Below are 14182 nucleotides of genomic sequence, written 5' to 3' on the forward strand. Positions count from 1 at the left end.
CGCACACACCCTCCGTCCCCGCCACCTGGGGTTTTTGTCCCATTCAGTGGGGCAGTCGAAGCAGCATGGACCATTCACAAGCACCCGTGCTCGACGCGCTGGCCGCCTACCACGCGGAGAACCAGACCCCCTTCACCCCGCCCGGCCACAAGCAGGGCCGCGGCGCGGACGCCCGCGTGCGGGCGGTCCTCGGGGACGCCGTCTTCCGGTCCGACGTACTGGCCACCAGCGGCCTCGACGACCGCACGTCGTCCAAGGGCGTCCTGGAGAAGGCGCAGGAGCTGATGGCCGACGCCGTCGGCGCGGAACACACCTTCTTCTCCACCTGCGGCAGCTCGCTCTCGGTCAAGGCCGCCATGCTGTCCGTCGCCGGACCCCACGAGAAGCTTCTCGTGGGCCGGGACGCGCACAAGTCCGTGGTGTCCGGCCTCGTGCTCGCCGGGATCGTGCCGGTCTGGGTGGACCCCCAGTGGGATGCCGGGCTCCACCTCGCGCACCCGCCGTCCGCCGACGCCTTCCGCGCCGCCTTCGCCGAGCACCCGGACGCCCGGGGCGCCCTGGTCACCACACCGACCCCGTACGGCACCTGCTCCGACCTGTCCGCCATCGCCGAGGCGTGCCACGAGCACGGCGTGCCGCTCATCGTCGACGAGGCCTGGGGCGCCCACCTGCCGTTCCACCCGGACCTGCCGACCTGGGCCATGGACGCCGGAGCGGACCTGTGCGTCACCTCCGTGCACAAGATGGGCTCCGGCCTCGAACAGGGCTCGGTCTTCCACCTCCAGGGCGACCTGATCGAGCCCGAGGTCCTCAAGAACCGCGAGGACCTCCTGGGCACCACCAGCCCCTCCGTCCTCGTGTACGCGGCCCTCGACGGCTGGCGCCGCCAGATGGCCCAGCACGGCCACGCCCTCTACGACGACGCGCTCTCCCTGGCCAAGACGGTACGGACCCGGATCGACGGCATCGCCGGCCTGCGCGTCCACGGGCGCGACGACTTCTGCGGACCCGGCCGCGCGGCCGACCTCGACCCCCTCCAGGTCATCGTCGACATCACCGGCCTCGACACCACCGGCTACCGGATCGCCGACTGGATCCGCGAGCGCCACCACGTCAACCTGCACCTGTCCGACCACCGCCGCACCAGCGCCCAGCTCACCCACGCGGACGACATCCACAGCGCCCAGCTCCTGCTGGACGCCCTGCGCGACGCCGCCGCGCACGCCGACGAACTGCGCCCCGCGCCCCGGGTGGAGGTCCCCGACCCGGCGGACCTGCGCCTGGAGCAGGTCATGCTCCCGCGCGACGCCTTCTTCGGGCGGGTCGAGCAGGTGCCCCGGGAGAAGGCCGTCGGCCGGGTCGTCGCCGAGATGCTCACGCCCTACCCGCCCGGCATCCCCGCCGCCCTGCCCGGCGAGAAGCTGAACGCCGAGGTCCTGCGGTACCTGAGCAGCGGCGTCGAGGCCGGGATGGTCGTACCGGACGCGGCCGACCCCGGTCTCGGGACCGTACGCGTGACCGTCGAGGACTGACCGGCTGCCCGGCCTCCCCGGGGCCGGGGAGGCCGGGCCCCGTCACAGCCCCGCGGCGGCCTTCTCCCGGAAGCGGTCCCAGGCCCGCTCCGGCACCTCCGGCCGCAGCAGGACGTCCACCGCCGTGCAGGCGAGCGCCTCGGCCGCCGCCAGCACCACCCGCCGCGCCCGGGGCCCGGCGGCCGCCTCCGCGAACTCCGGCGTGTGGTCCGAGCCGTCCGCGTCCATGATCGCGACGAACGGATGGATCGCCGGTACGCGCGTACTGACGTTCCCGATGTCCGACGACCCCAGGTACACGCCCGGCACGGGCTCCGCCATCCCGATCCCCGCCCGCTCCAGGTGCCCGGCGAAGAGCCCGGACAGCACGTCGTTGTCCCGGAAGTGCTCGTACCGGCCGCCCACGCCGGTCACCTCCACCGTCGTCCCGGTGGCGAGGGCCACGCCCCGGGCGCAGGTGCGCAGCTCCTCCACCAGCTCCTCCAGGGCGGCCGTGGTCCCGCCGCGCAGCCCGAAGAGGCCTTCCGCGTACTCGGGGACGATGTTCGTGGCCCGGCCCCCGTCCGTGACGATCCCCTGGACGTGCGACCCGGCCGGCAGGCGCTTGTGCAGCACGCCCAGCGCGTTGAACAGCTGGATCAGGGCGCCGAGCGCGTCGATCCCCTCCGTGGGGTTGCCCGTCGGGTGCGCGGACCGCCCGTGGAACCCCACCCTGATCTGCGCGCTGGCCGTCAGCGGGGCCCACCTCCAGTCGTACACGCCGGGATGGAACATCAGCGCCGCGTCCACCCCCTCGAACAGGCCCGCCTCCACCTCCGCGACCTTCCCGCCGCCGCGCTCCTCGGCCGGGGCCCCGACCGCGAGCAGCGTCCCCCCGGTCCCGTCCCCGGCCCCGTCCTCGCCCCCGTCGAGCGCCGCCCGCGCGGCGAGCGCCGCGCCGAGGCCGGCCGCCGCGATCAGGTTGTGCCCGCAGGCGTGACCGAGCAGCGGCAGCGCGTCGTACTCCATCAGCAGCGCGACGCACGGCCCGTCGTCCGCCGCGCCCTCTTCGCTTTCTCCGCCCGTCTTTCCGCCCGCCCGCGCGGTGAAGGCGGTCGGCAGCCCGGCCACGCCGCGCTCCACCCGGAAACCCTCCCGTTCCAGCTCGTCCGCGAGGAGCCGGGACGCGCCGTGCTCCTCGTAGGCCGTCTCGGGTTCGCGGTGCAGCGCGAGGCCCACGTCCCAGATGCGGTCCGCCCGGGCGGCCACCTCCTCCCGGACACGGGCGTACACGGACTCCGGGACACGGGCCTCCGGAGCACCGGCTTCCGGGATACGGGCTTCCGGGGTAAGGGACATGAGGGGGTCTCCTCCGATGCGAACGGTCGCCGACACCCCGCGTCTTCCACGTCCGGCGCGCACGATGCCCGGAACGGCCGCTTCTTCCGGCGGAGCCCCGGAACGCGCACGTACATCCCCGCGGGACGGGTAGGCGCGACGGACACGAGCATCCACGGAGGACGGGAGAGGCGTGTCCGAATCGAAGACCCGGGCGGTCGACTGGTGCCGGCGCCGGTGGCACACCACCCGCACGTCCCTGGAGGACGCGGTACGGGGGCCCGGCGAGGCCCGCGACGGAGTGCTGCTCCTGGTCAAGGGGGCCGCCGCCGCGACCGTGGCCTGGTGCCTCTCCTCGCGGCTGCTGCCCACGAACGTCACGGCGTTCGCCCCGTTCACGGCGCTCCTCGCCCTCCAGGCCACGGTCTACCGCTCGCTGTGGGACTCGGCGCAGTACCTGGGCGCCATGGCGATCGGCACGGCGGTGGCGGCCGGGTTCGGCAGCACCGTCGGCGTCCACGCCTGGACCCTCTGCGTCCTGGTCTTCGTCGCCCTCGCGGTGGCCCGCCTCCCCCTCCTCGGAGGGCAGAGCGTCCAGGTTCCGGTGGTGGCCCTCTTCGCGTTCGCGGGCGGCGGCGGACGGGTCGACTACATCGGTCCCCTGGTCGCGTCCGCCGCCATCGGCGTGTGCTGCGGCCTCGCCGCCCACTTCGCCTTCGCCCCCTCGCCGCACACGGCCACGGCACGGCGCCGGGTCGAGGAGCTGACCGCCCGCGCGCAGGCCCTCCTGCGCGACCTGGCCCGCACCGCCGAGAGGAAGACGGCCGGCGAGGACGTGGGGGAGGAGGACTGGCCGCGCCGCTGCGAGGAGCTGGCCGCGCAGGCGGCGGACGCGCGCTCCCTACTCGAAAGGGAGCAGGAGAACACCAGGCTCAACCCCCGCCGCCCCTGGAACAGCGCCCAGGCGTCGCTCCAGCGCTGCCACGAGACCATCGGCATGATCGAGCGCATCGGCACGCACGTCCGCTCCATCGCCCGCGCCCTGACGTACGAACCCCGGACCCCCGAGCCGTCCGGGCCCCGGCGTTCCTTCGAGGCGTCCGTCTCGGCGGACTTCGCCGCCTCCTACGCCGAGCTGCTGCACGCCACCGCCGAAGGGCTCGAACACCTCGCCCCGCCCCAGGGGCCGAACGACCCCGACCGGCTCCGCCGCCGCATCCAGGCCGCCGAGCGCCGCTACGAGGAGGTGGTGGCCACGACCCGGTCCGACCGCCCCGAGCAGGAGGGGGAGTGGCCCGTGCACGGCACCGTCCTCGTGGAGGCGGCGCGCATCCTGGAGGAGATCAGGCACACGTCGGACCTCGTCGCCGACACGCGCGGCTGAGGCACCGGTCCGCGCGGCCGATTCCGGGCCCTGTGACAGGCCTGTTACCGGAAGGGTGGCTTCCGTCACAGGCGGAGCGGGGCGGGACTGATCGACTCTCCCCATGCGCCGCACCCTCCTCCCCGCCGCCTCCCTTCCCGCCGCCGTCGGCCTCCTGCTGCTCACGGCCTGCGGAACCGAACACCAGGGAGCCGCCGCCCCGGGCGCGGGCCCCTCCGCCGCACAGGACTGCGGAGCCGGAGCGGGCACCGGGCCCGCCACCGGAGCGGACACCGGGAGCGCCGCCGGGTCGGGCTCGCCGGACGGCGAGGAGGTCGTGATCGTCGGTACGGGCACGCGCCCCGTCGCCGGCCGGGCCCTCCCCTGCGCCACGTACTCCGTCACCAACCGGGGCACCGAGCCCCGCACCTACACCGTCACGCTCCAGTTCCTGTCGACGGAGACGGGCACCGGCCTCGCGATGCCGAAGGAGACCGTCCGGGACGTCGCCCCCGGCCGGACCGTGCGCCGCACCGTCACCCCCGACGACATCTCCCCGGACGCGGCGGCGGGGCAGGCGCACGCGAAGGTCCTCACGGTGCGGAGCGTCCCGGTGGTCGAGGAACCCTCCCGAGGGGGCGCCTGCCCGTCCACGGGCGTGCGCGTGTACGCCGACGACGGCGACGCCGCCATGGGCCTGCGCGTCGTCGGCCTCCACCTGGAGAACTGCGGCACCCGGCCGTACCGGATCGAGGGCCACCCCCGCGTCGAACTCCTCGACGAGGCCCACGAGCGGGTCGAGGGCGTGTCGATCCTGGAGGGCGGCGACGCGATCGCGACCGGCACCGGGGCCGACGGCGCGCCCGAGCGGCTGGTCCTCGCGCCGGGCGAGCACGCCCGGGCCGGCCTGGTCTGGCGCAACACCGTGGACGGCGTGACCGGCGACCCCGTGAACGCCCCCTACGCGCGCGTGTGGGCGCGGCCCGGCGCCGCCCCGGTGACGGTGATCCCCGAATTCGACCTGGGGACGACGGGGAAGCTCGGCGTCGGCCCCTGGAAGAGGGCGGAGAAGGAGCGGGCGGGAGCGGCGAGGCCCGGCGGGCGTTAGCGGAACGACAGCGGGACGTGAGCGGCGGACGGCAGAGTGGTCCGGGCCGGCAGGCCGGGGCGGGGTGACCGCCCGTCCCGGAGCGGCCGCCGACGCGTACCGGAGGCCGCAGGCCGCCGTCGTGGTGGGGGGCAGGGGCCGGAACGGCTCCCGGTACGCACCGCTCCGGGCCCGCCCGGACGAAGGGAACGCGGTTCCGGCCGGGCCGGACCCGGGGCGAGCCGTGGGGGCTCGCCCCGGGCCCCGTCCGGCCGGAACCGTGTCGGGCCTCGCCCGCCCGGAACCGCCCCGGGCCCCGCACGCCCGGAGCCCGCCCCGCCCGCCCGGACTTCCCGGCCCCGGCGCCGGGCCCCCGGCGGCCGCGCCCCCGCCGGGTCTCAGCCCGTGACCGTGAACACCGTGGTCGCCATGACCACCACCATCGCCGCCTGCATGTCGCGGATCGCGCGACGCACGTCCTCGGCCGCCCACTGGCCGGCCGTGATCTCCTCCAGGCGCGGGGCGATCTCCTTGCGCGGCACGTCGGGGAAGGCGACGCGGTGCAGCTTCGCGCCGTGCACGAGGGCGAGGAGGCCCGCCGTGCGCGTGTCGGGCTCGGCGTCGTCGAGGACCACGGCCCGCAGCCGGTCCCGCAGCTCGCGCTCCACGGAGCCGTCCGCCTCCGGGTAGCGGGTGACGGGGAAGAGCCCCATGACCCTGCGCTGCTCGGCCCGCACGAGCCCCCGACCGTGCAGGCTCTCGGTCGTGGCCTTCACGGCCTTCGCGCAGTCCTTCGTCAGCCACTCGGTGGTCTTCGGGGCCCGACTCCTCCGCCCCGCCCACCCGGCGATCAGCCGCAGCCGCTCGTCGAGCAGCGGGACGTCCGTGGGCGTCCTGTCCGCCACCCGCAGGCGTCCCCCGTCGACCGCCACGCGCCCGGCCAGGACGAGGTCGAGCAGGATGCCGCCGGCGACGGCCCACGCGGCGGACTGCTTCTCCTTCGCGGCACCCGACGCGTCGTCCAGCGAGAGCAGCATGATCTCCTCCGCGAGCGTGACCGTCACCCAGTACCTCCTGCTGTCGTGCGTTCCCGGCGCCCGTTCTTCCGGTCGACCGTCCTTTCGCAGGGGGGACGGCGGAACGTTCCCCCCGGTTCCCGCCGTGCAGGACCGTCGTTGGTCTGGACCTCCCGGGCACGGGACGCCAAGCTCTCCGTATGGACTTGGAGCTGAGGCACCTCAAGACGATCCGGGCCATCGCGGACGCGGGGAGTCTCACCCGCGCCGCCACCGCGCTCGGCCTCGCGCAGCCCGCCCTCAGCGCCCAGCTCAAGCGGATCGAACGCGCCCTGGGCGGCGAGCTGTTCGAGCGGGGCCGGGAGGGCGTGCGGACCACGGCCCTCGGCGACCTCGTCCTGGAACGCGCCCGTGTGGTGCTGCCCGCCGTGTGCGAACTCCAGGAGGAGGCCGTGCGGTTCGCCCGGGACGGGGCGGAGGGCTACCGGCTCGGCGGCACGCACGGCCCGCTGCTCGGCGGCCTCGTCGACCGGATCGCCCGCACCGACCCGGGCGCGCCCGTCACCACGTACACCTCCTGGTCGGAGCGGGAGATCGCCGGCGGGGTGGTCGCCGGCCGGCTCGACTTCGCCCTCGTCGGGGTCTGCGGCGAGAGCGGCCCGCCCGAGGCGGGGCGGCTCGCCTGGACGGAGGTCGCCCGCGACCCGGTGTACGTGATGCTGGCCGCCGACCACCCGCTGGCGCCCCGCACCGAGATCGACCTGGCCGAACTGGCGGCGGAGGCCTGGACCGACGTGCCCGGCGACGGCTGTTTCGGCGACTGCTTCGCCGCCGCGTGCGTACGGGCCGGGTTCACCCCGGCCTGCGTGTACGAGACGGACACCGCCTCCTGCGTGCACCTGGTCCAGGTCGGCCGGGCCGTCGGCCTGTGCCGGGCCACCTTCCCCGTCACCCCCGGCCTCGTGACCCGACCCCTCGCCGGCGCGCCGCTGGTGTGGCGGCACCTGCTCGGCTGGCACCCCGAGGGCCGCGCCGCCGGCCGGGCCGCCGCCGTACTGCACCACACCAGGGCCGCCCACGAGGAGGCCCTGGCCCGCAGCGCCGGCCGCACGACGACCCCGGCACCCCGCGAGGGCACCCCGCGCTGAGGTGCGCCGCCCTGCCCGTACTCCAACGCCCCGGTCCGCGAAGGCCCTTCGGTGATCGGCCATAACGCCGTGGCAGGGGCCGACTGGCAACTGCCGTCTCCCCGGCGGGATCCCTACGGTTTCAGCAGATCCCCACCGCCAACCGAGGAGACTCCCCATGCTCCGACGACACGCCCGCACGGCGTGTACCGTGCTGGCCGCCGCCGGCCTGGCACTGGCCGGCCTCCAGGCCGGTTCCGCCACCGCGGCACCGCACGACAAGGACCGCGCGCCCACCGTCAGAACGGCCGCCGACGCACTCGGCGCCGACTCGGCCCAGCCCGAACTCCTCCGCGCCATGCAGCGCGACCTGGGCCTCACCCGCGCCCAGGCCGAGAACCGGCTCGCCAACGAGGCCGAGGCCGGGGCCAGGGCCGCCGGGCTCCGCCTGGACCTGGGCGGCGCCTTCGCCGGCGCCTGGGTGGACGGCGCCGAGTCCGGCACCCTGACCGTGGCCACCACCCGCGCCGCCGACGCCGCCGCGATCCGCGCCGCGGGTGCGCAGGTCAAGGTCGTGACGCACGGTCTGGGCGCCCTGGAGCGGGCCAAGGAGGCCCTGGACCGGGCCGCCACCGCCAACGCGCCCGTCCGCTACGTCGACGTCCGGGCCAACGTCCTCGTCGTCGAGGAGGCACGCGCCGGGGCCGGCGCGCGGCTCGTAGCGGCCACCGGCGTCCCCCGCGACCTGGTGAAGGTGGTCCGCACCGCCGAGGCGCCCCGCCCGCTGTACGACCTCCGGGGCGGCGACGCGTACTACATGAACGGCAGCGGGCGCTGCTCGGTCGGCTTCCCGATCACCAAGGGCACCACGCAGGGCTTCGCCACGGCCGGCCACTGCGGCCGCACCGGCACCTCCACCAGCGGCTACAACCAGGTCGCCCAGGGCAGCTTCCAGGCCTCGGTCTTCCCCGGCAGCGACATGGCCTGGGTCGCCACCAACTCCAACTGGACCTCCACCCCGTACGTGAAGGGCGCGGGCGGCGCCAACGTCCAGGTGACCGGCTCGGTGCTCCAGCCCGTCGGCTCCTCCATCTGCCGCTCCGGCTCGACCACCGGCTGGCACTGCGGCACCGTGCAGCAGCACAACACCAGCGTCACCTACCCCGAGGGCACCATCTCGGGCGTCACCCGCACGACGGTCTGCGCCGAGCCCGGCGACTCCGGCGGCTCGTACATCTCCGGCAGCCAGGCCCAGGGCGTGACCTCGGGCGGCTCCGGCAACTGCTCCAGCGGCGGCACGACCTTCTTCCAGCCGCTGAACCCGATCCTCCAGAACTACGGCCTGACCCTGAAGACCACCACCGACCCGGGCCCGGGCCCCGGCCCCGAGCCGGAGCCGGGCGGCACCTGGGCGGCCGGCAAGGTCTACAAGGCCGGTGACACCGTCACCTACGGCGGCTCCACCTACCGCTGCCTCCAGGGCCACCAGGCCCAGACCGGCTGGGAGCCGTCCAACGTCCCCGCCCTGTGGCAGCGCGTCTGACGCGCGGCCCGTCCCCGCGCTGACCGGGGGTGCCGCGGCCCGAGGGGGTGCCGCGGCACCCCCTCCTCGCGCGCCCGGGGCCGTCACGCCTCCGCGAGGCCGCCCCGGGCGATCACCTCCGCGTACCAGCGGGCGCTGTCCTTCGGCGTGCGCCGCTGCGTCGCGAAGTCCACGTGGACGATGCCGAACCGCTTGCTGTAGCCGTACGCCCACTCGAAGTTGTCCAGGAGCGACCACAGGAAGTAGCCCCGCACGTCCGCCCCGTCCTCCAGGGCGCGGTGCACCGCCGCCAGGTGCGCGTGCAGATACGCCACCCGCTCCGGGTCCTTCACGTTCCCCGACGGGTCGGCGTAGTCGTCGTACGCCGCCCCGTTCTCCGTGATCACCAGCGGGACGCCCGGCAGTTCGTCCCGCAGCCGGATCAGCAGCTCGTGCAGGCCGTTCGCGTCCACCGGCCAGTCCATGGCCGTGCGCGGCCCCGGCGCCGGCACGAACCGCACGTGCCGTTCCGCGCCCGCCCACGGCGCCGGCGACTCCGAGGAGCCCGCCGCGACCACGGACGGGGAGTAGTAGTTGATGCCGAGCGAGTCGATCGGCGCGGCGGCCGCCGCCAGGTCGCCGTCCTGGACGAACGCCCAGTCCGTGACCGACGCGGTGTCGCGGACCAGGTCCTCCGGGAGCCGCCCGTGGAAGACCGGGTCCAGGAAGATCCGGTTGCCGACGGCGTCGATCCGGCGGGCCGCGTCCAGGTCCTCGGGGGACCGCGTGAGGGCCCGTACGGCGTGCAGGTTGAGGGTCAGGGACACCTCGGCGGACGCGGGCAGCGCGCCGCGCAGCGCCCGCGCCCCCAGGCCGTGCGCCAGGTTGAGGTGGTGGGCGGCGCGCAGCGCGGCCAGGTCGTCGGTGCGGCCCGGGGCGTGCACGCCGTTGCCGTAGCCGAGGAAGGCTGCGCACCACGGCTCGTTGAGCGTGGTCCAGGTCGCCACCCGGTCGCCGAGCGCGTCCGCCATGATCCCGGCGTACTCGGCGAAGCGGTACGCGGTCTCCCGGTGCGGCCAGCCGCCCGCGTCCTCCAGCTCCTGCGGCAGGTCCCAGTGGTAGAGCGTCGCCACGGGCCGGATCCCGGCCTCCAGGAGGGAGTCGGCCAGGCGCCGGTAGAAGTCCAGGCCCTTGCGCACGGCCGGGCCGCGCCCGGTGGGCTGGACCCGGGGCCAGGCGATCGAGAAGCGGTAGTCGGTCACGCCGAGCCGGCGCATCAGGGCGACGTCCTCGTCGAGCCGGTGGTAGTGGTCGGCGGCGATGTCACCGGTGTCGCCGTTGCGGACCTTGCCCGGCGTACGGCTGAAGGTGTCCCAGATGGAGGGCGTGCGGCCGTCCTCGGCCGCCGCCCCCTCGATCTGGTAGGCGGCGGTGGCGGTGCCCCAGCGGAAGCCCTCGGGGAAGCGGAGCGTGGTCGCCGGGTCGGTGCGGGCGTCGAGCGCGGTCATGGGGTGGGAACTCCCTGGGGTGAGACTGGGGTGAGACGTTCTGTGGGGAGGAGGAGGGGCGGTGAGGGGCGGTCAGCCCTTGACCGCGCCCTGCATGATGCCGCCGACGATCTGCCGGCCGAGCAGGCCGAAGACGAGCAGCACCGGCAGGGTGCCGAGCAGCGTGCCCGCCATGATCACGGACTGGTCGTGGACGTAGCCGCCGCCGAGCTGGCGCAGGGCGACCTGGACGGTGGGCTCGGAGGAGGTCAGGGCGACGACGGGCCAGAAGAAGTCGTTCCACGAGGCCATGAAGGTCAGCAGGCCGAGCACGGCCATGCCGGGCCGGGCGATCGGCACGACGATCGACCAGAAGATCCTGGCCGTGGACGCGCCGTCCACCCGGGCCGCCTCGATCAGCTCGTCGGGCAGCGACTGCACCAGGTACTGGCGCATGAAGAACACCCCGAACGCGGAGACCAGACCGGGCAGGATCACCGACTGGAGCTGGTTCACCCAGCCCAGCTCGGCGATCAGCATGAACAGCGGGATCACACCGAGCTGCGGCGGGATCATCATGGTGCCGACGGTGACCGCGAGCAGCGCGCCCCGGCCCTTGAAGCGCAGCTTGGCGAAGGCGAAGCCGGCCAGGGTGCAGCACAGGACGGTGCCGAGCGTGATCGACCCGGAGACGATGAACGAGTTGAGCAGCGCCTTGCCGATGTCGGCCTCTTCGAGGACCGCCTCGAAGTTCTTGATCAGGTTCGGCCCCGGGAGCAGCGCCGGCGGGACCTTCGCCAGATCGGCGTTGGAGCGGCTGGCGGCGACGATCGTCCAGTAGAACGGGAACGCCGAGAACAGCACGGCGACGATCAGGATGCCGTACGCGAGGGGTCCGGCGTGCAGGGTGCGGCCCGCCCGGGAGGCCCCCCGGCGCGGTGTCCGGCCGGGCTCCGGGGCGGCGGGGACGGCCGGGGGAGCGGCGGGCGCCGCCGGGGCGATCGGCGCGGTCATCGGCCGGCCTCCTTGCGGGAACGGCGGCGCGCGATCAGGGCGTTGACCCCGACCAGCACCACGATGAGCAGGAACATCACCCAGGCGATGGCCGCGGCCCGGCCCAGGTGGAAGAAGCCCCAGCCCTGCTCGTACATGTAGAGCCCGAGCGTCTGGTACTGGTGCGAGATGCCGCCCGATATCGACCCTTCGAGCAGCAGCGGCTCGCCGAACAGCTGGGTCGCGCCGATCGTGGAGACGATGACGGTGAAGAGGATGGTGGGCCGCAGCCCGGGCAGCGTGACGTGGAAGAACTGGCGCCACCGCGAGGCCCCGTCCATCGCGGCCGCCTCGTACAGCTCGTTCGGGATCGACTGCATGCCGGCCAGGTAGATCAGCGCGTTGTAGCCGGTCCAGCGCCAGACGACGACCGTCGAGACGGCGATCTGCGAGGCCACCGTGCCGTTCTGCCAGTCGACCGGGTCGATGCCGACGAGCCCGAGCGCGTAGTTGATCAGGCCGAAGTCCCGCCCGAAGAGCTGGGCGAAGACGAGGGTGGCGGCGGCGACCGAGGTGGCGTACGGCAGCAGCACCGCCGTGCGCAGGAAGGTGCGGCCGCGCATCCGGTAGTTCAGGAGGTGCGCGAGGCCGAGGGCCATGACCAGCTGCGGCACGGTGGAGAGCACGCCGATGGTGAAGGTGTTGCGCAGCGAGGTCCAGAAGTACTCGTCACCGAAGAGCGCGGTGTAGTTGCCGAGCCCGCGCCACTCCATGTCGCCGGGCGTCTGGAGCTCCACCCGGTACAGCGAGACGAAGGCCGTGTAGATCAGCGGGAAGAGGCCGAAGGCGGCGAACAGGGTGAAGAACGGGGCGATGTAGGCGTACGGGGAGACCTTCTGCCAGGTCCGCCGGGCGGGTCCGGGGCGCCGGGGCGGCGCGGCCGGCTTCGGCCGGGCCGGTGTCTCGGGTGCGGTGAGGGTCACGGTGCGGCCCTTCGGTGTGGGTCGGGGCGGGGGAGGCGGGGCGGACGGACCCCCCTCGGTCACGTCGGGGGTGTCCGTCCGGCGGCGCGGGTCAGCCGATGGTGTTCTCGACGCCCTTCTTGGCGTTCGACCAGGCCTTCTCGGGTGCCGTGCCCTTGCGCTCGACCTCGCTCAGGGCGTTGGTGATCTGCTGGGCGATGTTCTGGTCGTGGACGCCGAGGACCTGGACCGGGGCCTCCTTCGCGGCGTCACCGAAGATCTTGCCGATGGGGGCGTCGGAGAAGAACGGGTCCTTCGCGTCGGCGACCTTCTCGATGGCGCCGGTGGCGGAGGGGAAGTTGCCCTGCTTCTGGAAGAGCTTGGTCTGCTGCTCGGGGGCGGTGAGCCACTTGATCAGCTCGTACGCCTCCTTCTTGTGCTTCGCGGCCTTGGGCACGGCCAGGTAGGAGCCGCCCCAGTTGCCGGCGCCGCCGGGCAGCTTGGCCACGTCCCACTTGCCCTTGCCGGCCTCACCGGCCTGGCCCTTGATGTAGCCGAGCATCCAGGCGGGGCACGGGATGGTGGCGAAGGAGCCGGCGGAGAAGGCCTGGTTCCACTGCGGGGACCACTGGTCGAGCTTGGCGCTCAGACCGGCGTCCGCGGCCTGGACGGCGTGGTCCCAGGCGGAGCGCAGGGCCGGGTTCTGCTCCCAGATCAGCTTCCCGGAGGCGTCGTAGTAGCGCTCCTTCTCCTGGCCGATCATGATCGAGTAGAGGCTGCCGACGCTGTCGAGCCAGGCGCTCTTGGCGGGTGCCTTCGCCTTGTACTGCTTGCCGAGGTCCAGGTAGCCGTCCCAGGTGGACCACTTCTTCGCGAGCTCCTCGCGGTCGGTGGGCAGCCCGGCCTGCTGGAAGAGGTCCGTGCGGTAGCACATGGCCTCGGGGCCGACGTCGGTGCCGAGGCCGAGGACCTCGCCGCCCTTGCCGGTGGCGGCGGCCCACTTGGCGGGGGCGAACTGGTCCTTCAGGGAGTCCGCGCCGTACTTCTTCAGGTCCTCGAACCGGTCGGCCTGCTGCTGGGTGACGGAGGCGATGCGGCCCACCTCGATGCCCTGCACGTCGGCGAGGCCGGCGCCGCCGGCGAGCCGGGTCTGGAGGGACTTCCAGTAGTCGGCCTCGTCCTCGGTGTCGGTCTGCTTGATGGTGACGCCGGGGTGGAGCTTCTCGTACTCCGCGTAGAGCCCGGCCTCCTTGTATCCGAAGGAGCCGAAGAGGTCGACGGTGATCGTGACCTTCCCTCCCGCGCTGTCCGAGGACGAGTCGTCCGACGACCCGCCGCAGGCGGCGAGCAGGGCCCCGGCGAGCGTGACCGCACCCAGGCGGACGACGGCTCTCTTGGCGGCTCGGGCGATGGGCATGGGAAGCCTCCCTTGGCTCCGGAACGAGCGAGAGCGGTTGAGAGCGCTCTCAAGCGTGCGTGGGGAGCGTGCCCGTGCGGTGGTGCATCCGTCAAGGCTCGAAGGCGTAACGGACGAGAAGAGATCTCAACTCCCGCCCGTGTTCAACCTCTTGACACGCTCGTTTCGCGGGTTTTACGTTTCCGTCACTCTGAGAGCGCTCTCAGCCATTCTGGAGGCCGGACTTCCGGACTCCCGAACACGGACCTCCCCGCTCCGCGCACCCCCGTCCGAGCTCCATCCGCCCCGTCCGGGCGGCTCCGTCCGCCCTCCACGAGCGCCACCCCGGGCTCCACCCCCTCGAAGCCCCACCCCCGAGC

11 protein-coding genes are annotated in these 14182 nt (G+C 74.1%); 5 read left to right on the top strand and 6 right to left on the bottom strand.

Going from position 1 to position 14182, the window contains the following annotated elements:
- The first annotated feature begins 65 nt into the window (after positions 1–65).
- On the top strand, positions 66–1532 hold the full coding sequence (locus CP977_RS31700) for an aminotransferase class I/II-fold pyridoxal phosphate-dependent enzyme (RefSeq protein ID WP_062759967.1): 1467 nt from the start codon (positions 66–68) through the stop codon (positions 1530–1532).
- A 42-nt stretch (positions 1533–1574) separates the two neighbouring features.
- Here the strand turns inward: CP977_RS31700 and CP977_RS31705 are convergent, their stop codons facing one another.
- A complete protein-coding gene (locus CP977_RS31705) occupies positions 1575–2870 on the bottom strand; it encodes an amidohydrolase (RefSeq protein WP_152371303.1) in 1296 nt (431 codons plus the stop codon).
- A 172-nt stretch (positions 2871–3042) separates the two neighbouring features.
- Here CP977_RS31705 and CP977_RS31710 point away from each other — a divergent pair, with 172 nt between their 5' ends.
- Both CP977_RS31710 and CP977_RS31715 read left to right on the top strand, forming a co-directional pair.
- A complete protein-coding gene (locus CP977_RS31710) occupies positions 3043–4233 on the top strand; it encodes an FUSC family protein (protein WP_062759968.1) in 1191 nt (396 codons plus the stop codon).
- Between the two features lie 103 nt (positions 4234–4336).
- Positions 4337–5320: a DUF4232 domain-containing protein gene (locus CP977_RS31715; protein WP_062759969.1), complete on the top strand. Its 984-nt coding sequence runs from the start codon at positions 4337–4339 to the stop codon at positions 5318–5320.
- 377 nt (positions 5321–5697) lie between these two features.
- Here the strand turns inward: CP977_RS31715 and CP977_RS31720 are convergent, their stop codons facing one another.
- Positions 5698–6363 carry a GOLPH3/VPS74 family protein gene (locus CP977_RS31720; RefSeq protein ID WP_062759970.1) on the bottom strand — a complete coding sequence of 222 codons (666 nt, stop codon included), beginning with the start codon at positions 6361–6363 and terminating at the stop codon, positions 5698–5700.
- Between the two features lie 152 nt (positions 6364–6515).
- Here CP977_RS31720 and CP977_RS31725 point away from each other — a divergent pair, with 152 nt between their 5' ends.
- Complete coding sequence (locus tag CP977_RS31725; protein WP_062759971.1) at positions 6516–7463, top strand: LysR family transcriptional regulator; 948 nt, start codon at positions 6516–6518, stop codon at positions 7461–7463.
- Between the two features lie 157 nt (positions 7464–7620).
- Positions 7621–8985, top strand: coding sequence for a carbohydrate-binding protein (locus CP977_RS31730; RefSeq protein ID WP_152371304.1), 1365 nt, complete (start codon positions 7621–7623; stop codon positions 8983–8985).
- An 83-nt stretch (positions 8986–9068) separates the two neighbouring features.
- Here CP977_RS31730 and CP977_RS31735 read toward each other — a convergent pair whose 3' ends face one another.
- The 4 genes from CP977_RS31735 to CP977_RS31750 all read right to left on the bottom strand — a co-directional run bounded on the left by CP977_RS31735 (position 9069) and on the right by CP977_RS31750 (position 13823).
- Positions 9069–10472 carry a GH1 family beta-glucosidase gene (locus CP977_RS31735; protein ID WP_104860326.1) on the bottom strand — a complete coding sequence of 468 codons (1404 nt, stop codon included), beginning with the start codon at positions 10470–10472 and terminating at the stop codon, positions 9069–9071.
- 72 nt (positions 10473–10544) lie between these two features.
- Positions 10545–11465 carry a carbohydrate ABC transporter permease gene (locus CP977_RS31740; protein ID WP_062759973.1) on the bottom strand — a complete coding sequence of 307 codons (921 nt, stop codon included), beginning with the start codon at positions 11463–11465 and terminating at the stop codon, positions 10545–10547.
- The gene (locus tag CP977_RS31745; protein ID WP_062759974.1) at positions 11462–12427 is read right to left on the bottom strand and encodes a carbohydrate ABC transporter permease; all 966 of its coding nucleotides are present in this window, start codon (positions 12425–12427) and stop codon (positions 11462–11464) included. The genes CP977_RS31740 and CP977_RS31745 overlap by 4 nt, the downstream gene beginning before the upstream one ends.
- Before the next feature lie 91 nt (positions 12428–12518).
- Positions 12519–13823, bottom strand: coding sequence for an ABC transporter substrate-binding protein (locus CP977_RS31750; RefSeq protein WP_062759975.1), 1305 nt, complete (start codon positions 13821–13823; stop codon positions 12519–12521).
- Positions 13824–14182 lie beyond the last annotated feature (359 nt).

The sequence above is a fragment of the Streptomyces cinereoruber genome (assembly GCF_009299385.1).
In the GTDB taxonomy this organism is placed as follows: Bacteria; Actinomycetota; Actinomycetes; order Streptomycetales; family Streptomycetaceae; genus Streptomyces; species Streptomyces bikiniensis.